At 60.2% G+C, this 19,512-nt stretch carries 14 protein-coding genes, 1 pseudogene and 1 riboswitch; of the genes and pseudogenes, 11 read left to right on the forward strand and 4 right to left on the reverse strand.

All coding sequences use genetic code 11. The annotated features are described in order from the left end of the window. The first annotated feature begins 48 nt into the window (after window positions 1-48). The 3 genes and pseudogenes from KSX58_RS03360 to KSX58_RS03370 all read left to right on the forward strand — a co-directional run bounded on the left by KSX58_RS03360 (window position 49) and on the right by KSX58_RS03370 (window position 4,103). Window positions 49-1,626 (forward strand): SpaH/EbpB family LPXTG-anchored major pilin, encoded by a 1,578-nt coding sequence (locus KSX58_RS03360; RefSeq protein ID WP_217735783.1) that lies wholly within the window; start codon window positions 49-51, stop codon window positions 1,624-1,626. Between the two features lie 207 nt (window positions 1,627-1,833). Beyond that, window positions 1,834-2,449: pseudogene (locus KSX58_RS03365) on the forward strand (hypothetical protein). Window positions 2,450-2,564: 115 nt separating this feature from the next. Beyond that, a complete protein-coding gene (locus KSX58_RS03370) occupies window positions 2,565-4,103 on the forward strand; it encodes an amino acid permease (protein ID WP_237976390.1) in 1,539 nt (512 codons plus the stop codon). Between the two features lie 180 nt (window positions 4,104-4,283). On the opposite strand, the gene KSX58_RS03375 is transcribed toward KSX58_RS03370, so the two are convergent. From KSX58_RS03375 to thiS, 3 genes are all read right to left on the reverse strand, one after another. After that, window positions 4,284-5,198, reverse strand: a complete 915-nt coding sequence (locus KSX58_RS03375) for a thiazole synthase (protein WP_021912915.1) — start codon at window positions 5,196-5,198, stop codon at window positions 4,284-4,286. A gap of 156 nt (window positions 5,199-5,354) precedes the next feature. Further along, the gene (thiF, locus tag KSX58_RS03380; RefSeq protein ID WP_026646632.1) at window positions 5,355-6,068 is read right to left on the reverse strand and encodes a sulfur carrier protein ThiS adenylyltransferase ThiF; all 714 of its coding nucleotides are present in this window, start codon (window positions 6,066-6,068) and stop codon (window positions 5,355-5,357) included. A gap of 52 nt (window positions 6,069-6,120) precedes the next feature. Next, the gene (gene thiS / locus KSX58_RS03385) at window positions 6,121-6,315 is read right to left on the reverse strand and encodes a sulfur carrier protein ThiS (protein WP_055308902.1); all 195 of its coding nucleotides are present in this window, start codon (window positions 6,313-6,315) and stop codon (window positions 6,121-6,123) included. 227 nt (window positions 6,316-6,542) lie between these two features. Continuing rightward, window positions 6,543-6,646, reverse strand: a riboswitch (TPP riboswitch). 104 nt (window positions 6,647-6,750) lie between these two features. Here thiS and KSX58_RS03390 point away from each other — a divergent pair. The 5 genes from KSX58_RS03390 (at window position 6,751) to KSX58_RS03410 (ending at window position 13,339) form a co-directional block, all read left to right on the forward strand. After that, window positions 6,751-7,782 carry an aldo/keto reductase gene (locus KSX58_RS03390; RefSeq protein WP_217735784.1) on the forward strand — a complete coding sequence of 344 codons (1,032 nt, stop codon included), beginning with the start codon at window positions 6,751-6,753 and terminating at the stop codon, window positions 7,780-7,782. A gap of 183 nt (window positions 7,783-7,965) precedes the next feature. After that, window positions 7,966-8,457, forward strand: a complete 492-nt coding sequence (locus tag KSX58_RS03395; RefSeq protein WP_003807375.1) for a MarR family winged helix-turn-helix transcriptional regulator — start codon at window positions 7,966-7,968, stop codon at window positions 8,455-8,457. Window positions 8,458-8,583: 126 nt separating this feature from the next. After that, window positions 8,584-10,335 (forward strand): ABC transporter ATP-binding protein, encoded by a 1,752-nt coding sequence (locus KSX58_RS03400; RefSeq protein ID WP_117805447.1) that lies wholly within the window; start codon window positions 8,584-8,586, stop codon window positions 10,333-10,335. An 11-nt stretch (window positions 10,336-10,346) separates the two neighbouring features. After that, complete coding sequence (locus KSX58_RS03405; RefSeq protein ID WP_217735785.1) at window positions 10,347-12,188, forward strand: ABC transporter ATP-binding protein; 1,842 nt, start codon at window positions 10,347-10,349, stop codon at window positions 12,186-12,188. A gap of 170 nt (window positions 12,189-12,358) precedes the next feature. Beyond that, window positions 12,359-13,339 carry an aldo/keto reductase family oxidoreductase gene (locus tag KSX58_RS03410; protein WP_217735786.1) on the forward strand — a complete coding sequence of 327 codons (981 nt, stop codon included), beginning with the start codon at window positions 12,359-12,361 and terminating at the stop codon, window positions 13,337-13,339. Window positions 13,340-13,352: 13 nt separating this feature from the next. Here the strand turns inward: KSX58_RS03410 and KSX58_RS03415 are convergent, their stop codons facing one another. Beyond that, window positions 13,353-14,375: an FAD:protein FMN transferase gene (locus KSX58_RS03415; RefSeq protein WP_217735787.1), complete on the reverse strand. Its 1,023-nt coding sequence runs from the start codon at window positions 14,373-14,375 to the stop codon at window positions 13,353-13,355. 1,178 nt (window positions 14,376-15,553) lie between these two features. Here KSX58_RS03415 and KSX58_RS03420 point away from each other — a divergent pair. The 3 genes from KSX58_RS03420 to KSX58_RS03430 all read left to right on the forward strand — a co-directional run bounded on the left by KSX58_RS03420 (window position 15,554) and on the right by KSX58_RS03430 (window position 19,506). Continuing rightward, on the forward strand, window positions 15,554-17,260 hold the full coding sequence (locus KSX58_RS03420) for an FTR1 family protein (RefSeq protein ID WP_237976406.1): 1,707 nt from the start codon (window positions 15,554-15,556) through the stop codon (window positions 17,258-17,260). A gap of 73 nt (window positions 17,261-17,333) precedes the next feature. Next, entirely contained in the window at window positions 17,334-18,002 is a 669-nt protein-coding gene (locus tag KSX58_RS03425; protein WP_026646624.1) for an iron transporter, read from the forward strand. 232 nt (window positions 18,003-18,234) lie between these two features. Continuing rightward, complete coding sequence (locus KSX58_RS03430; RefSeq protein ID WP_217735789.1) at window positions 18,235-19,506, forward strand: DUF2318 domain-containing protein; 1,272 nt, start codon at window positions 18,235-18,237, stop codon at window positions 19,504-19,506. Window positions 19,507-19,512: the final 6 nt, after the last annotated feature.

Consider the following 19,512-nt stretch of genomic DNA (forward strand, 5'->3'; position numbering starts at 1 on the left):
CGCGATTGCAGAACACAGTAACCAACAATCAAGGAAGAGGAGATTCTCATGAAGATGAGGAAGCTTTTCGCAGGGCTGGCCGCCGCGGCAACGTTGCTGAGCGGCATGGCCATCGGCGTCGCCGCCGCACAGGCTGATGATGCTCCATTGCTGCAAGTTAACCACGCACAGGAAGGCCATACGTACACGCCATACAAGTTTGCCACGTTCGAGAATCCTGGCGATGGCTCGGTCGAAGTGAAAACGGTTGACGCATGGAAGGGAGCTGTGACCACCGCTGCTGACGCGGCTGATGGAAGCCACAACGGCATCCCGACAGAGTACAAGGATAATCCAGCCGCCTATGTGGCGACGTTCACTGCGGATCAGCTCCGTGTCTTCGCCAAGACCTTGGCTGGAATTACTCCGCCGGCAGGACCTGATGGTACTGGCCTGACCGTAACTACGGAGCAGGCAAATACGAGCCAGGCGGTCAATGTGAACGGAGAAGGCTGGTATCTGGTGAAGGATACGTTCACCAAGGCTGGCGAAACGACTGTGACGTCGGGAACTCCGGCTGTGGTGGCCACCACCGTCAATGGACTGTCCAATCTGAGGATTGCGGCCGATACGACGACCGGTCAGGGCAACATCACGACTGAAGGCCAGTTCAACGCGAAGAACGCGAATCCGACCGACAAGCCGCTCAAGTTCGCCCGGATGAATGACGTGGATGTGAACGGTAAGAGCGTAAAGGTGGGCGACACCGTGGACTTCACTGTGGCCGCGGACGTTCCTCATGCTGCGGCTGGCTGGGATGCGTACCCCTTTACCATTACCGATACCGCGTCCAAAGGTTTGCGGATTGCGGAAACGAGTGACTTCAAGGTCCAGTTCGGAGATCATACTACTGTGAATCCCGATCTGTACACGATAACGCAGGAAGGCAATGCTCAATCCGGCACCACCACGACCATCTATTTTGCCGATGCCACAACGCTGGCCGGTAGGACGATCGTCGTGTCGTACCAGGGCACCGTCACCAAGGATGCGTTGGATGGCTTGAGCGGCAGTGTGGACAACAAGGCCACAATCACCACCAAGGATGGTACCAGCGGTGAAGGCAAGACTGTCCTTAAGACCTACGGTTTCCAGTTCACGAAGATTGGCAAGGAAGGGAATGAGGCCAAGCCTCTAGCCGGCGCCAAGTTCGTTGTCAAGAATGCGGAGGGCAAGTTCCTTAAGCAGGCTGAGGACGGTGCGTGGTCGTTTGTTTCCGATCAGAATGATGCCAAGACGTTCATTACTGAGAATGATGGTTTGGTGAAGGTCGCGGGTCTTGCGGCAGGAACCTACACGGTTGTGGAGACTCAGGCTCCGACCGGCTACGCCCAGAACTTCAGGGTCACTTTCAATGTGAAGATCACAGATGAAGGTCTCGTCACTTTCGAACAGGATGCCCTTCGTCAGGTCCAACCGGTCGATAACACCACTGCGAATGCCACCGCTACCGTGCTGAACGTGAAGAATGTCACTCAGCTGCCGCTGACTGGTGCTGCGGGAACCGTGCTGTTCACGGTCGTGGCGCTGCTGGTGGGTGGCGCTGGCGTGGCTGTGGCGGTCAAGAGCCGTCGCCGCACGTACTGAGCGCATGCGTTCGGTGTGAGTGAGTTGTGAATTGACTCACTCGCAATAAAAGTCAATGCGGGCGGTTGTGGATATTCCATAATCGCTCGCATTGACGTGTGACCGACCGGTTGAAGTGATATACGGTCAGCAATATTTGAAAAGCTGCTTGTGAGAAGTCGGATATACACTTGCTTCATCACGGGGCATAGCAAAGGGGGTAAAACGATGCGCGGTGGAGGATCATTCAGCATGGACGAGCTCCAAATGTTGCGGGATCTGCCGGCGGTGGCCAACGTATCGAAAGACCGCATCACGTACTCCAACGCTTTCAAACAGGTGTGTGTCATACGGTATCTTGCGGGGGAATCGCCGACCAAAATCTTCCGCGAGGCGGGATTGCCGCCGGAACTGATTGGGTATAAACGTATAGAACGAAGTGTGGCGCGTTGGAAGGCTGCCGTCCTCAAATCCGTGAGTGGTAGCAGTAACATGAGTAACGGCGAAATCATTACGGAGCTCGTCAACCTGTATGTTCATGCGGTGACGCGCAAGGAGAAACTCGACGACATCGCAGGAATCGCCAATCCCGATAAGGCGAACATTGGAAATGCTCCGCATCCGCTGGACGGGGCGAACGTGTCGGGGGGGGTATATATCCGCTGACGTGCCCGTCCCGTCCGATGCGGCTGCCATCGCCGTGCCGCCTGCACCTCTCAGCGCGAGCAGCGGCCTTGACAGCGAGACGGCGCTTGTCATCATCAAACAACAGGCTCGGCGCATCGACGAGCTGGAACGCGAAAACGAATCGCTCCGTGGCAAGCTGAAAACCTTGGCAAGCTGACTCCACCCGTCGCAAAGCGTTTTTTGGAAAAGATGCGAATCTGCCACATATAGCGCATTTCGCGGTGCGAACAACGGCGGAGATTGTGCGGTTGGCGCGGTAGGGTGTGAACATTATGACTTTTGGGAATACGAAAACCGGAAAAACTGGTACAAGCACGTCCGAAGCGACGGAAACCGCGCAAATCAAATCCATCGAAAGCCTCGACAAAGACAACGACATGGAACGCGGCCTGAAAAACCGCCACGTCCAGTTCATCGCCATCGGCGGCACCATCGGCACCGGCCTGTTCCTCGGCTCCGGCAAGTCGATCGCGCTGACCGGACCGAGCATCATCCTCGTGTACATCGGCGTGGGCCTCATCATGTTCCTGCTCATGCGCGCCATCGGCGAAATGATGTACAGCGACCCAAGCCAGCACACCTTCATCAACTTCATCACCCGCTACCTCGGCCGCGCGTGGGGCAAATTCGCCGGCTGGACGTACTGGATCGTGCTCATCCTGACCGGCATGACCGAAATCACAGCCGTCAGCACGTATTTCGTCACGTTCTTCGGTACGTTCGGCATAGACCTCAAATCATGGAAATGGCTTATCGAACTGTGCTTCCTCGTGGCGCTCACCGGCATCAATCTCATTGCCGTGAAAGTGTTCGGCGAGGCGGAATTCTGGTTCTCCATGATCAAAATCACACTGATTGTGGGTCTGATTGTCACCGCCGTGGTGATGCTGTTCCTCGGTTTCAGCTACCCGGCCACGCATATCGAAGGCGTGGACGGCACGGTTTCCGGTGCCACTGTGAGCCTTACGAACATTGCCGACGGCTTCCAGCTTGCGCCGAATGGCTGGATGAACTTCTTCATGAGCTTCCAGATGGTGTTCTTCGCCTACCAGCTCATCGAATTCGTGGGTGTGACCGTGTCCGAAACCCAGAACCCGCGCAAAGTGCTGCCGAAGGCCGTCAACGAGTTGATCATGCGCATCCTCATCTTCTACGTGGGCGCGCTCGTGGCCATCATGGCCATCGTGCCGTGGCGCAACTTCCACCAGAACGCGGACGGCTCGTTCGGCTCCCCGTTCATCATGGTGTTCAAATACGCTGGCCTCGACTGGGCCGCCGCGCTCGTGTTCTTCGTGGTGATCACCGCAGCCGCGTCGGCACTCAATTCGCTAATCTACTCGGCGGGCCGCCACCTGTACCAGCTTGCGCAGGACTCCGAATCGCCGGCCATGCAGCGCTTCGGCGAAGTGTCGAAACGCAAGGTGCCGGCGAAGGCGATCATCGTGTCCGGCTGTATGATCCTGTTCTCCCCGCTGGTTAACGCGATTCCGGGCGTTTCCGGTGCGTTCGTGCTGTTCGCTTCGGCCGCCAGCGCCGTCGTGATCTTCATCTACATCCTGACGATGCTTGCGCACCGCCGCTACCGTCAAAGCGCCGACTTCCTGCCGGACGGCTTCGTCATGCCGGCATGGCAGGTGTGCGACTGGATTGCGATTGCGTTCTACGTGTTCGTGTACGTCACGCTGTTCCTGTCCGCAGATACGCGCGGTTCCGCGATCGCCGGTCTGGTTTGGCTCGTTGCGTTCGGCGGCTACTGCCTGCTGCACGAGCGCTTCCAGAACCGCGACCTGAAGGCGGCTCTAGGGAAGTAGACGTATTGCCTGTCGCTGCGGTATGCGTGGCATGCGCGTGTTGCGCTACGTGCCGCGCATCCGACGAAAGAGGGTCGGTGGAAACCTTGCGAAAATGTGCGTTTCCACCGACCCTCGTCGTGTAATCGCAATAAAACAGTGCGAAACGTTAGTGCACGAATCGTACGAAATCGGCGCGAATCAGCCGATGTAGTCGGCCTCGTTCGTCGGGCTGGACGGGACGGCGTGGTCCTCCGTAACCTTTCCCAGGCCGGACAGGTACGCTTCACGGCCGGCCTCGATCGCATTCTTGAAAGCGCGCGCCATCAGCGGAATGTTGCCGGCGGATGCGATCGCCGTGTATGCCATCACCGCATCCGCACCCATCTCCATGGCCTCCGCGGCCTGGCTCGGCCGGCCGATGCCCGCGTCGATGATCACCGGAACGTTGGAGTTCTTGATGATCACCTCGATGAAGTCACGTGCGCGCAGGCCCTTGTTCGAGCCGATCATCGCGCCGAGCGGCATCACGCAAGCTGCGCCCGCGTCCTCAAGACGCTTCGCTGCGATCGGGTCCGGGAACATGTACGGCATGACCACAAAGCCCTCCTTGGCCAGCTTTTCCGTGGCCTTGATGGTCTCCTCGTTGTCTGGCAGTAGATACTTCGCCTCGTGCTCGATTTCCACCTTCACGAAGTCCGTCTGGCACACTTCGCGGGCCAGACGTGCGATGCGCACCGCCTCCTCGGCGTTGCGCGCGCCCGACGTGTTCGGCAGCATGGTGATGCCCTTCGGAATGTAGTCGAGCAGGTTGTTTTCGGTGGTGCGGCAGCGGCGCAGCGCCATGGTGACGATCTGCGTGCCCGCGTTCTCGATGGTCGCCTTGATGAGGTTCAGGTCGTAACGACCGGAACCGAGGATGAAACGGCTCGTGAACTTGTGCCCGCCGAGAATCAACGGATCGGCGTCTCCTGTGGCGATCTCGTCGTACGCGTGCGCGTCCGGCTCTGGCAGAATCGCCGTGTTCGTGGTGGTGCCGACCAGCTCGTCAAGCGTGGCGTTCGGTGCGGCCGCAACATCGGCGGCTGCGGTGGTGATGGTGTTTTCGGTGCTCATCGTCGGTTCCTTTCGTTGGGGTGTTTGGTGTTGCTGTTGTTGCGATTGCTGTGCTGCTGTTGTGTTGCCGTTGCATCGCTGTTGTGTTGTGTGCAACGTGCGTTTGTAATCGCAATAAAAATTTCGATTACGGCAGTGGAGTAACGTAGCAGTGCGTCAGGCGTCTTCCTCGCCGAGGATCAGTCGCGTGATCATGTTCGCTTCGTGGCAGGCGACCACGCCCACGCGCGGCGCCATCAGGCCGGCACCCGGTACCGGAGCCGTCTCGCCATCGCCACAGAAGTAGAAGTTCTTCGAAACGCGACGCGTGCTCACCAGGTTGGAGCTGCGGAAGCCGGCCATGCCGGACGCGCTGACGAGCTTCTTGCCCGGCAGATTCTCCAGCACCGCGTTGACGAGCATCGTCTTGTTTTCCGGCACGTCGAACGCCTCGCAGATGATGTCCTCGTTTTCGAACAGCGTCGGCACGTTCTCGTCGGTCACCTTGACGGTGTCGATGGTGATCTCGATGAACGGGTTGATTTGGCGCAGATTGCTGCGCAGCGCCTCCGTCTTGTACTGGCCGAGGTCCTTCAGGAAATACTGCTGGCGATTCAGGTTCGTCATATCCACGCGGTCGAAGTCGATCAAGTGCAGGTGGCCGACGCCGATGCGGGTCAGCGCCACCGCGATGGTGGAGCCGAGGCCGCCGCAGCCGCAGATGGCCACGTGCGCCGCGTCGAGCTTGTCCTGCGTGGCGGCGGTGTGGCGGTCGAGCAGGGCCGCGCGGATCTCCTCGCGGCTGACCAGCGTGGCCGGGTCGGGCTGGTTGTCGAAAGCGTGCTGGCGGGCGTCGATCTGCGCCTGCGATGCGGATGGTTCAAAAGTCATGGTTGTTCTCGTATTCTCGTTTCCGTTCGTATGGTTTGTTTCGCTGCTGTGCTCAGCCGCCCTGCACGAACGTGACGATTTCCAACGTGTCGGTGCCCTTGAGCTGCGTCTGCGCACGCTGGGTGCGAGGCACGATTTCACCGTTGAGCTCCACGGCCACGCGGTCGGCGCGCAGACCGCGCTGCTCCACTAGTTCGGCCACGGTGATCGGCGTGGCGACGTCCTCTTCTTTGCCGTTGATGATCATTTCGGTTCCCTTCTGTATGTCAGGCCCCACGAGTGCCGTTCCCGCCGAAACGGACGTTCAGAACTGCTTTGTGGGCTTCCGAGCGTCTGCTTCCGGTGAATCGGACATTCACGGTTGGTACGAAAAAAGGGTCGCCGAAGGAACCGTACCCTATGAGGTGGTGCGCCCCTCCGTGACCCTAATCACGCGATATTCGGTTATCGCGAACGGAAATGAGATGCGCCTCGCGGCGCGAACAACCCGTCTCCTTACGGCGGCATTACCCGCATCAAGTCCTCGGTCGAAGCTCGTCGAGCTCCCTCTCAGCCTTCCGGCTCCCGTTCGGTTGTGCCCTCATCTTCCCGCACCCGCCCGACAACCCGCTCCGCGCTGTTTTGTGCGAGAATGGGTGGCGGATTTTGTAGCGACGGATGTGGCGACGGAAGGGAGACGGTTATGACGACCGCACGAAACATGGGCGAATTGGCGGGATTTGCGATTCCACGGCTCGGCATGGGCACGATGGCTTTGGCGATTGAGGGGCGTCCGGACCGCGATACTGCGATCCGTACGATTCACGCCGGCTTGGACGCGGGCGTGCGATATCTGGACACCGCCTGGTCGTATTACCTGCCAAGCCAACCCGGCACCGGCACCGCCGAAGACCTGGGCTACGGCGAAAAAATGGTGCGCGACGCGCTCGCCAGCTGGGACGGCCCTCGCGATGAAGTGCTGGTCGCCACGAAAACCGGCTATCGACGCACCATGGAGGTTCCCGCTTTTGTTGCTCCTGTGTCCGATTCGCCAGAATCGGACACTCAGGGGCGGGATTCCGAGGGCTGCAGTCGTCGGCCTGGCGGGGAACGCCAGCATTTGCAGGCGGCGGGCAGTCAATACGGGTGGATGGCGGATTCGCGCCCCGAAACCATGATTCGTGACGCCAAGGAATCCGCGCTGCACTTGGGCGTCGATACGCTCGACCTGTTGTATTCGCATGGCCCGGACCCGGAAGTGGCTTATGAGGATCAGGTCGGCGCGCTCAAGCAATTGCTTGACGAAGGCGTGATTCAGTACGCGGGCATCTCCCGTGTTGACAACGCGCAGATCGACACTGCCCGTGAGATGCTTGGCGACAAGCTGATCGCCGTGCAGAACCAGTTCTCGCCCTCGCACCCCGACCCTGAGCATACGATGGAGCACTGCGCGGAACTTGGACTCGCGTTCGTGTGCTGGAGCCCCCTCGGTGGCTTCCTCGACGCGTTCGACCAGCGCGCGTACGACCCGTTCCGCACGGTCGCCGGCAACCACGGCTGCTCCTACCAGCGCGTGGTGCTCGCCTGGGAACTGAGCCGCTACGAGCGGTTGTTCACCATCCCCAGCGCCCGCAATCCTCAGGAGATCAACGATTCCTTCGCCGCCACCGAACTGACGCTCACGCAGGATGAGCTGGCGATGCTGAACGCCTCCGTCGACGCCCGTCGCGGCTGAATTCCGCGCAATACGTACGATTGGCCGCGCCCGATTCCGCACAATAATCGCGATTCGGGCCGCGGCCTTTTTCGTGCCTTCTGTAGCTTGCTCGCTGCAAAATCGCCCTGGGAATAACTTACACTGTAAAATGTTTACACTGTAAGATATTATGACGGCGATTGCGACGGAAGGAGGTGCCGCGTGGGCTTTGAAGAGGAACTGTTCCACGAATTGGCGACCAACACATGGGACAAACGCTCGCGCATGCAGCAGGAGATGGTGAAAGGCGCGAAGGGCGAACCCTTCGCCGTGCAGGAACTCTATAGGAAAGGCCCGCTGACGCCATCGCAGCTCGCCTCTTCAATGAAAACCACCACCGGACGCGTGTCCACACTGCTGTCCGCGTTGGAGAAAAAAGGCCAGATCACACGCGAATCCGACCCCGACGATCGCCGTGTGGTGCACGTGAACCTCACCGAAGCCGGCAGGGAACGCGCCGAACGGCAGCGCGAAAGCATGCGCGAGGCGATCTGCTGGATCTTCTCGCAGATGGGGGAGCGCCGCGCGCGCGAATTCGTTGAGCTCACCGAGGAATTCACCACGTACATGTCGCTGTGCATGCCCGGCAAACCGCGCCCCACGGCGGACGAGGTCAAAGCCGCGTTCTCAGGAAACGCACAGGAAGACGCGTAGTATCTTACGCTGTAAATAATTCACAGTGTAAGTAATCGCAATCCAGTAATCGCAAAAACCGCGAAAAATCGCAAAAACTAATCGTAAGAAAACAAGCAAAACACAAAACAAGAGAAGGAACCAAGCATGCTTCGCATCGTACGATACCTCTCCAAAGCGGAGATCGGTCAGATGCTCGTCGCGCTGGTCAGCATCGTCGGTCAGATTTGGCTTGACCTGACCCTGCCGGATTATATGGCCGACATCACGCAGCTCGTCGAAACCCCCGGCAGTGAAATGCACGACATCTGGGTGGCCGGCGGCAAAATGCTGCTCGTCTCGCTCGGCTCGGCGGCCTGCGCCGTCGTCACCGGCTTCATCGCCGCGCGCGTGGGCGCCTCGTTCAGCCAGCGCCTGCGTTCGCTCGAATTCAACAAGGTGGAAAGCTTCGGACCGGCGGAAATGAACCGTTTCTCCACCGCGTCGCTCATCACCCGCTCCACGAACGACATCACGCAGATCCAGATGTTCATCACCATGGGCCTCATGATGATCGTCAAAGCGCCGATCATGGCCGTGTGGGCCGTGTGCAAGATCGCAGGAAAGGGCTTCGATTGGACGCTCGCAACCGGCATCGCCGTGGCCATCCTGCTGGTGGTCATCGCCGTGCTCATGCACTTCGTCATGCCGAAGTTCAAGGCCATGCAGCGCCTGACCGACAACATCAACCTTGTGGCGCGCGAGAACCTCACCGGCCTGCGCGTGGTGCGCGCGTACAACGCCGAGGACTATCAGGAAGCCAAGTTCACCGAAGCCAACAAGGAACTCACCGAAACCCAGCTGTTCACCAACCGCGCCATGGCCATCATGATGCCGTTGATGAACACCATCATGAACGGCCTGATGCTCGCCGTCTACTGGATCGGCGCGTACCTCATCGACGCTGCCGACGCCGTCGACAAGCTCACCACCTTCTCCAACATGGTGGTGTTCTCCAGCTACTCCATCCAGGTCATCATGAGCTTCCTGCTGCTGAGCATGGTGTTCGTGCTCTGGCCGCGAGCCGACGTGTCCGCGCAGCGCGTGCTCGAAGTCATCGACACTGAGCCGATGGTCACCGACGGCACGCAGGACGCGGGCAAGCCGGGCGAGGAAGGCGAAATCGAATTCCGCAATGTGAGCTTCGCCTACCCCGACTCGCGTCACGCCATGCTCGAAGGCGTCAATTTCAAGGCGAAGAAGGGTCAGACGGTGGCGTTCATCGGCTCGACCGGCTCCGGCAAATCGTCCCTCATCAACCTCGTGCCGCGTTTCTACGACGCCACGCAAGGCGAGGTGCTCGTCGACGGCGTCAACGTGCGCGACTACAAGCTGAAGGCGTTGCGCGACAAGATCGGCTACGTGCCGCAGCAGTCGTTCCTGTTCAAGGGAACGATCGCCAGCAACGTCGCGTACGGAGATACGGACCGCGACGACGACACCGTGCGCCGCGCATGCGACGTCGCGCAGGCGACGGAATTCATCGACAAAAAGCAGAAGAAGTACGATTCCGGCATTTCGCAGGGCGGTTCCAACGTTTCGGGCGGGCAGAAGCAGCGTCTGTCGATCGCACGCGCCGTCTACCGTCATCCGGAAATCCTGATCTTCGACGATTCCTTCTCCGCGCTCGACTTCAAAACCGACCGTGCCGTACGTGACGCGCTCGAAAAGGAAGCGAAGGATTCCACGAAACTCATCGTCGCGCAGCGCATCGGCACCATCATGAATGCCGACCGCATCATCGTGCTCGACGACGGCAAAGTGGTCGGCCAGGGCACGCACGAGGAACTGCTCGACACGTGCGAAGTGTATCGGCAGATCGCCGAATCGCAGTTGAGCGAAGACGAACTGAAGCGCTGAAAGGGGGAGACATGCCAAGAGGAATGGGACGCGGACGTGGGGCCGTGGAAAAGCCGAAGGACTTCGGCGGAGTGATGAAGAAGCTCGTGAAATTCTGCAGCCGGTACATTCCGGTGATGATTCTCGCGCTGGTTCTGGGCGCTGCCGGCACGGTGTGCCAGATCATCGGCCCGGACAAGCTCAAGGACATGACCAACGAGATCACGAAGGGTCTGCCGGCCATGGTGCACGGCAAGCCCGTCATGAATTCGATCGATATGGACGCGGTGTCGCGCATCGCATGGCTGCTCGTCGCGCTGTACGTCGGGTACGCGCTGCTGAGCTACCTGCAAAGCTGGCTGATGGCCAACGTCACGCAACGCACGGCACAGCAGCTGCGTGAGGCGATCAGCCAGAAAATCAATCGCCTGCCGCTGAAATATTTCGACAAAGTCAGCTACGGCGACGTGCTGAGCCGCATCACCAACGACGTCGACGCGATCGGACAGACGCTCGGCCAGTCGGTCGGCTCGCTGATCACTTCGATCACGCTGTTCTTCGGCGCGCTCATCATGATGTTCTACAACAACGTGACCATGACGCTGTGCGCCATCGGCTCCGCGCTGCTCGGCCTGATCGTGATGGGCCTGATCATGAAGGTCTCGCAGAAATACTTCGCCCAGCAGCAGATCGCGCTCGGCGACGTGAACGGGCACGTGGAGGAGATGTACTCCGGCCACACCGTGGTCAAGGCATATTGCGGCGAAGAGGACTCCATCAAGCGCTTCGAAAAGTACAACAACGACCTGTACGTTTCCGGCTGGAAGAGCCAGTTCCTGTCCGGCCTGATGATGCCGCTGATGAACTTCATCGGCAATTTCGGCTACGTGGTCGTGTGCGTGGTGGGCGCGGCGCTCGCCATGGATGGCAAGATCGAATTCGGCGTGATCGTGGCGTTCATGATGTACATCCGCCTGTTCACCCAGCCGCTCTCCCAGTTCGCGCAGGCCTTCCAGAACCTGCAGCGTTGCGCGGCTGCCTCCGAGCGCGTGTTCGGCTTCCTTGACGAGCCGGAACTGGCCGACGAATCCGGCAAGCGGGCGTTGCTCGGCGTTGACGCGGACGGCAAGCCGCAGCCGGTGCGCGGCGACGTGGAATTCAGCCATGTGCGTTTCGGCTACGATTCGGACAAGACGATCATCAACGACTTCTCGGCCTCTGTGAAGTCCGGCCAGAAGATCGCCATCGTCGGCCCGACCGGTGCCGGCAAGACCACGATGGTGAACCTGCTGATGCGCTTCTACGAGATTTCCGGCGGTTCGATTTCGATCGACGGCGTGGATACCAAGTCCGTGCCGCGCTGGAACGTGCACGACCAGTTCTCCATGGTGCTGCAGGACACGTGGGTGTTCCGTGGAACAGTGCGTGAAAACATCGCGTATTCGAAGTCCGGCGTCACCGACGAGCAGATTGTGGCCGCTTGCAAGGCCGTTGGCCTGCACCATTACATCATGTCGCTGCCGGACGGGTACGACACCGTGCTGGACGACAAGACCTCGCTGTCGCAGGGGCAGAAGCAGCTGCTCACCATCGCCCGCGCCATGGTGGAGGACGCGCCGATCCTGATCCTTGACGAAGCCACCTCCTCGGTCGATACGCGTACCGAAGAACTGATTCAGAAGGCCATGGACGCGCTGACCGTGGGGCGCACGAGCTTCGTGATCGCGCACCGCCTGTCCACCGTCCGCGACGCCGACATGATTCTGGTGATGAACGGCGGCGATATCGTCGAGCGCGGCACCCATGAGGAGCTGCTCGCGAAGTCCGGCTTCTACGCCGACATCTACAACAGCCAGTTCACGCTGGCCGAGTGAGGTTGGCGTGCTGACTCGCTAAAAAATCCGGAGGGACCACTCCTCCGGATTTTTGCGTTTTGGCTTCGGCATTTTTATTGTGTTGCGCTGACGGGACGGCGGATTTACCATTGAGGTGACTGACGTCAATCGATTGACGTATTTGAAAATCACAAAGAAAGTGGGCAGTCATGAAAAGCATCGAAATCGGCAAATCGGCAGTGGTCGCATCGCAAGTGGCGTTAGGCGTGATGCGCATGGACGCGCTGGACGCGGACGCGGCGGCGGAAGTCGTGCGCACGGCCGCCGAGCATGGAGTCAATTTCTTCGACACGGCGGACATCTACGGATTCAACGTCAACCGCGACCATGCCAGCTCGCGTGTGCTCGGCCGCGCGTGGAAGGACGCCGGGCTCAAGCGCGAGGACATCTTCCTGCAGACGAAGTTCGGCATCAACATCGACTTCAGCGACCCGAACAACGTGCACGCCACCCGCTACGACTTCTCCGCGAAGCACCTCATCACGCGACTCGACGAGGAACTGGAGGCGCTCGGCACCGATTACGTGGACTTCGCGCTCCTGCACAGGCCCGACACTCTGATGGAGGCCGAGGAGATCGTCGAAGCGTTCACCACCCTGCACAAGGCGGGCAAAGTGCGTCACTTCGGCGTGAGCAACGTGAACCCGTGGCAGGCGGAACTGCTGCAATCCTGGCTCGGAGACGACCCGGCCATGAGGCTCGAGGCGAACCAGCTGCAGTTCGGTCTGATGCACGCGCAGATGGTCAGCGACGAGCTGATGACCAATTCCGGCGCCGAAGGCATGGTCGTGGCCAACCATTCGGACGGACTGCTGTCCTACTCGCGACTGCGCCACATGACCATCCAGGCATGGAGCCCGTTCCAGTCCGGCACGGAATACGGCCCGTTCGTAGGCAACGAGCACTTCCCGGAGTTGAACAAGGCGCTGGACGAAAAGGCCGCCAAGTACGGTGTGAGCGCCAACGCCATCGCCACCGCATGGGTGCTCAGGCATCCGGCGAAGATTCAGATCGTGCTCGGCTCGATGAACCCCACCCGACTGGGCGAAATGCTCGACGGCGCGGACATCGACCTCGACAAGCAGGATTGGTGGGACCTGTACGTAGCCGCCGGCAACCTCATTCCGTGAGTTCTGTTGGAAATCAGAAGAAGCGGCCGGGGAAACCGGCACTGATGGTGGCGTGACGGTCGGCGCCCAACGTGGCGCAATCGAAAGCGAAAGTGCTGCTCAGCTCGCTCGGATCCGCAACGAACAGCGCCGTAGCCAACCCGTCCGCCACCGCAGTCGGATAGCCGCCAAACGACGCGGATCGCACCGCAACCCAGGTGGCCTCCGTCTGCTGCACGGGCAGGCCGTCGATGGCGTTGAGCAGGTGGTGGATCGCCAGATGCGTTTGCTCGCTGACCGCCACCTCCCAATGGCGACGGCTGGGCGCGCTCGCGCAGAACGCGCCATCGCTGATCCGCGCGACGCCAACCGCGCGGGACGGATCGTCCGGATCCTCAAGCGCCACACGAATCGGCTTGTTCGTGCGCACCAGCAGATCGCCGCCCGCATCGATCACAAATTCCGGGCCGGCGCTTTTGCGCTTGCCGCCCGAGGTGGCGGGCTGATGCGCGGAGCCGGGCGCCTTGGCCGAATCGGTGAGCAATCCGCCCAGCGAATCAACCAGATAGCCTTTGCCGCACGCGCCGAAATCCATATGAACCGGGCCGCGCGTGACCAACGTCGTACCACCCGAACGAACCACATCCCGACCCCATACGGCCCGACCGTGCAGTGCGCCCAGGCACTCGCCGGCGCCGGCTTCAACGGTGAAACTCAACGCGGGATCGTAGCCGAGGAGAATCAGATCCTCGCCCACGCACGGGTCGATCGCGCCGCGCGTGGCGGTGTGCAGCGCGTCGTACAAATCGAACAGCGGACCGGCCCAATCGGGAAAATCGAAATGCCCGCCGTGCTCGGCGTTGCCAATGCGCGCAACCAGTGAATCGGCGCGGAATCGCGAAAGCACATGCTCGTATTCGTCGATGAATCGTCCTATTTCGGCGCGCAGTTCCAGGGCGATTGGGCGAGGCGTCGAAATCAGCAGCCCCGTGCCGAGCGCCTTGGGGAACGCGGCAGTGTACGGCATGCGATGCGCGAGCGGTGCGAGGGAATCCATACCCACGATGCTAGCGCGTGCCCGGCTTGGCGGAGTTCGTGCCTGGGCAACCTGATATGCGCTATATGTGGCAGATTCCTGGTGTCCGCGAAAATGATTTGCGCTATATGTGGCATTTGTCTCGGCGAAGCTCATGCTTAGGGGGTGGGAATGATACCCTCTAAGCGCGTTCGCCCAAGGGAATCTGCCACACATAGCGCATATCACTTTCCGCACATGCGGGAATCTGCCACACATAGCGGGTTTCGCCTTCTACAACGAGCGTAAGGTGCTCGCCATGCTGAAGCAGTGAGCTTACTGTTGACGAAAAACGTAAAGTATACTTTCACATTTTCTGGAGGAGCAGACGCGCAGACGGGAGCTGTCCGACGCATTTCCCCGCATGGTCATCACGCTTGACCAGTTCAGCGCGGGCGTCACCGAGGATGGTATCCGCATTGTCAATGCCATTGATTGGCTGTTGGGTGATTGAAACGGTTGAGCCAATTGAGACGTGTATCTCGCTTATAGATGGCGGATTCCGGGGCTCGCCCGGTGCTATCTCGCTTATAGATGGCGGGTCTCGGCGGAGAAACGAACCTAGGGGGCATCTTTTCGCCCCTCTAACCCTTGTATCTCGCAAAGGGGCCGCCATCTATAAGTGAGATACCAACTGTCACCCTGCCAAATCCGCCACTCATAAGCGAGATGTTTTTTCGTGGGTGTGGCATGAGGCATCGCCTTATTTTGATACCCCCGTAGCTTTGTATAGTTACGATTATACTAATCGTGATTATACAAGTCGCGATTATACAAACCGACGCTTTGGCATGGAGTTCGCTTCACGTTTTCGGGCGGACGGAGGTGTTGCGGAACGGCGGTGAGCGTCACAATGTGAGACGACACGCGGAAGACGGGAAAAATAAAAACGGCGGAATTCCGCCGTTTTTCCATGCGCGATACAACAAGACCAATCAAAAATCAAGACTGTTATTCAAAAAAGTTTCGTTCTATCTTGGCTTCCGATGCGCGCTTCGTACGTCGGGCACGTCGGGGAAAAGCGCGCCGAAAAGATTTGCGGAAGAAAGGTTCGACCCATGTCATCTCGCGTCGCGCAGCGCCACGCAGCCGGTTCCTACGATTCGTGCGATTCGCGCGTCTCGGCTTCCGGCCGTCTCGTCACGCTCGTCGCCGCGCTGATGATCGCGCTCGCCACGCTGTTCGCCGGCACCGCGATGCCGCGGCAGGCGTCCGCCGCCGACGACAGCCAGACGAATTTCGATTCCTGGACCGCCGTCGCGCAGAACATCGCCAAGCAGCTCGCCACCGCCGAAAAAGACTACAACGACGGCGATTACGGCCAGGCCGGCACCGACTTCCAGACCGCGCATTGGATCGGCTACGACGCATCCAACTTCTCGAAGGCCGTCAACGACACCATCTCCGCCGACAAACAGGCCGAACTGCTCAAGCAGTTCACCGACTTGGAAGGAATCGCCTACCAGCAGGGGCAGGGTGACGCCATCTCCGGCGCCGTCGACGCGTTGAACACCGACCTCGCCGCCGCCGCAAAGACGCTCGACGCGAACACCAGCCTCGCCAAACCGCGCGACTACGCCAAACAGCGCGCCGCCGAAACCGCCAAGGAACGCAAGACGCTCGACGCCGCCAAGAAGAACTCCTCCAAAGGCAAAGGCGATCGCACGTGGAGCGACGTGGCCAAGGAAATGAACGTCATCCTCGACAAGGCATACAAGGCCGCCATCTCCGGCAAGGGTGCAGAAGGCTCCAGCCTCGTCAACAACGCGTACTACCAGTACTACGAAAAGCTCGGCTTCGAAAAGAACGTCATGAACGCCATCTCCGGCAACCGCGTCTCTCAAGTCGAATACCAGTTCAAAATGACCCGCAAGACCATGCGTGACGGCGGTTCCGACAAGGAGATCAAGAAGCTCGTCGACGACCTTAAGAGCTGGCTCGTCGAAGACGCCGCCACCCTCGACGGTGGCGCGTCCGGCAACGTCAACGGCTTCACCAAAGCCGTCACCAGCTCTGCCGGGCAGGCGTTCCTCATCCTCATCCGCGAAGGTCTCGAAGCGCTGCTCGTCGTGGCCGCCGTCGTGGCCTACCTCGTCAAATCCGGCAACCAGCGTTTCACCAAGTGGATTTATCTCGGCGTGCTCGCCGGACTCGCCGGCTCCGGACTGATTGCCGTGCTCTTCACCTTCCTGTTCGGCGGCTCCGGTCCGATCCAGGAAATCTCCGAAGGCGTATGCGCGCTCATCGCCATGCTCATGCTGCTGTGGACCAGCAACTGGATGCTCAACAAAAGCTCCGTGGAAGCATGGAACCGCTACATTAAGAACAAAACCGAAACCGCCGTGGCAGACGCGCAAGGCAAGGTCGAAGCCGGCGAAGGCGTGAGCCTGGGCATGGTCGTCTCGCTCGCCATGCTGAGCTTCCTCGCAGTATTCCGTGAAGGCGCCGAAACCGTGATCTTCTACGAATCCATCTACTCCATGAGCCAGGATTCGCAAGGCATGTGGATCGGCGGCATCGCCGCGGCCGTAGTGCTGCTGATCATCTTCCTCGTGCTGCGCTTCACCTCCGTGAAGATCCCCATCGGCCCGTTCTTCCTCGTCACCTCGATTCTGATAGCCGTGCTCGTGGTCATCTTCGCCGGTGGCGGCATCCATGCGCTCATCGAAGGCGACCTCATCGACGGCCACTATCTGTCGAGCGTACCGACGAACGACTGGATCGGCCTGTATCCGTACGTCGAATGCCTTGCCGCCCAAGCCATCGCCGCCATCGCAGTGATAGCGCTGTTCATCGTCGGCTTCGCGCGCAAACGCAGACTGCGTACGGCGGCCGATACGGGCGATACGGGCGCGGCGCACGCCTGACAATGGCGATTCGCAATCGCAACAAATTTCCAAAATTTTTCCTCACCATCCGACAACACAGAAGGAAAGAGAAATGAAGAATAAGAAGATCGCCGCTCTGCTCGGCGTCCTGCTGGCCGGCTCCATGGCCTTCTCCCTGTCCGCATGCGGCGGCTCCGACAACGCCGCCTCGTCGGACAAGTCCAGCACGTCCACGTCGGACACGGCGAAGGACACCAAGGCCGCCGACGATTCCAGTTCCGACGATTCCGGCGCCGGATTCGAGGAGATCCAGGTCGACGAGAAGCATTCCGACCAGGAAGTCGGCCCGCTGACCGTCAACGCCGTGTACTTCCAGCCCATCGACATGGAACCGTCCGGCATGGGCCTCAAGGCCGCCGATGCGAGCTTCCACCTCGAAGCCGACATCCACGCCAACAAGAAGGGCACCGAACTCGGCTACGGCAAGGGCGACTTCGTGCCGGACCTCACCGTCAACTACGACATCATCGACAAGACCTCCAACAAGTCCGTCGGCTCCGGCACCTTCATGCAGATGAACGCTTCCGACGGCCCGCACTACGGTGCCAACGTCAAGCTCGACAAGGCCGGTGCCTACAAGCTCGTGCTGAAGATCGAATCCCCGGAGAAGAAGGGCTGGATGCTGCACGTCGATCCGGAGACTGGCGTCAAGGGACGCTTCTGGACGGAACCGATCGAGGTCACCTTCCCGGACTGGAATTACACGCCGCAGGAATGGTGATTCGCTCCTTGTAATGGTTGCCGTTCGCGGCCGCGCCATATGTTGCTCGACACACTCAAGGCCGTTCGGCCAAGCTTACGGTCGAGCAACATACGGCGCGGCCGCTCTCTCGCGTTTTAAGGGAGCGACTTATTCCTTGCGATTGCAGGGTGGAAAGGCCGGGAACTCCTCGATTTTGGGGGAGGGATGATTGGGAACTCCTCGGGTTGGGGAGGGACGAAAGGATTTTGGGATGCTGCTGCAGTTTGTGACGGTGTTGCAGGGCGTATTGGCGCCCGCTCTGCTCGTCATGGCACTGAACGTCATGCTCACCGTCGGTGAGGGACGGGACAAGCCGTTGAGCGCATATTGGAGACTGGCCGGCTTCGTTGTCGGATTCGCCGGTGCCATCGTCTTCGCCGCCTTGCGTGCCACGGCCGTCATCACGCAGCGCACGTTCGTCAACTATCCGACCTTGTGGTGCTGCGTCGTCTTCGACGTGGCCGTGTTCGTCGTCGTCATCCTCGCCCGTCGCATCACTACCGACTGGCATCGCCACCGCGCATTGCTGGACGTTGCGAATCTCGTGGCCGCGCTGGCGATCGCCGCCACCACCTTCCGCGCGCTGCCCGACGTGATTCTGCGATTGACGATTTTCGTCGAGCCCGGCGATCCGATCTTCACTTCCGACATGCTGCTGCGCGCGCTCGGCTTCGCGCTGGGCGCCGCCGTCGCGATCATCGCGGCGCTGATATTCCGTACAATGCGTTCCACCGCCGTACGCTGGTCGTTCACCACGGCGGTGCTGCTGTTGGTCGCGCTGTTGTTCGCACAGCATTTCACCGACCTTGCGCAGATCCTCCAATCCAAACGCATCGTCAGCTTCCCGACCGCCGCCTTCCTCGCGCTCGTGTGGGGCATCAACCATCAGCGCAGCCTGACCATCGCAATGGCGCTCGTCTTCGCCATTCCGGCAATCGCCAGCATCGTCATGGGCTTCAAAGTCAAGCCGACCGGCGCCAACGAGGCGATCGCACGCACGCATATCGCGTTCCGCCGCCGCGCGAAAGCGGCCGGCGCGTTCAGCCTGGTCGCCATGATCTGCGTCACCGTGGCCCTGACGTACGGCGTCGCGCAAACGCAGAAAGTCGTCACGCTGTCGCCGCCGGAAGACTACTCGCTCGCCGACGGCGTGGCCACCATCAAATTCAGCCAGATTTCCGACGGCCACCTGCACCGCTTCGAATACCGCGCGAAGGACGGCACCTCCATGCGATTCATCATCATCAAGAAGAACGGCGGCGCGTACGGCGTCGGCCTCGACGCGTGCGACAACTGCGGCGACGCCGGCTACTACGAGAAGGACGGCAAAATCATCTGCAAGAAGTGCGATGTGGCCATCAACCTCGCCACCATCGGCTTCAAAGGCGGCTGCAACCCGATACCGTTCGACTACCAGGTCAAGCCGGGCAAAATCGTCATCCAAACGTCCACGCTCGACGCGCTGTCGAGCCATTTCCAGTGAGCGCCG

Source organism: Bifidobacterium sp. MSK.17.10 (assembly GCF_019129655.1).
Lineage (GTDB): Bacteria > Actinomycetota > Actinomycetes > Actinomycetales > Bifidobacteriaceae > Bifidobacterium > Bifidobacterium adolescentis.